Origin of the sequence: Acetomicrobium sp. S15 = DSM 107314 (genome assembly GCF_016125955.1) — a bacterium.
Classification (GTDB): domain Bacteria; phylum Synergistota; class Synergistia; order Synergistales; family Thermosynergistaceae; genus Thermosynergistes; species Thermosynergistes pyruvativorans.
Genome location: NZ_JADEVE010000167.1, coordinates 1 through 371, shown reverse-complemented (window position 1 = coordinate 371; position 371 = coordinate 1). Strand labels below are relative to the sequence as shown.

1 pseudogene is annotated in these 371 nt (G+C 56.9%); it reads right to left on the bottom strand.

The features are described from left to right. Positions 1 to 230 precede the first annotated feature (230 nt). A pseudogene (locus EZM41_RS03935) lies at positions 231 to 371 on the bottom strand (YebC/PmpR family DNA-binding transcriptional regulator); the annotation flags it as partial.

Genomic DNA, 371 nt, shown 5'->3' with positions numbered 1-371 from the left:
TTTAAACGAGGTGAAGCCGAGTGCCCCCACACGGCGGTATACGGACTTTTTGCTCGCCACCGCGTGGGGATACGACACAGGCGTTACGGCAGCCGCGCTCACCCCCTGCATGCGCCTCTACGCGCATTTAGGACAAGAGGCACGGGACAAAAGAGCGACACGACCATCCCAAGCAGGGGTAAGTAATTCGAGGCCATAAACAGTACTACCGACAAGGCCACCAACAGGGATGCCTCCACTAAAATGGCTACTCCACAAGGGCCGTAACCTTCGTAGAAGACCTCCTCATACTGAACTCCTTCCAACTCGCCGGTGCCGCGCTTGATGGCGCGTTCTATATTATCCATCGGCACGTTAGCCTCTCTCGCCCT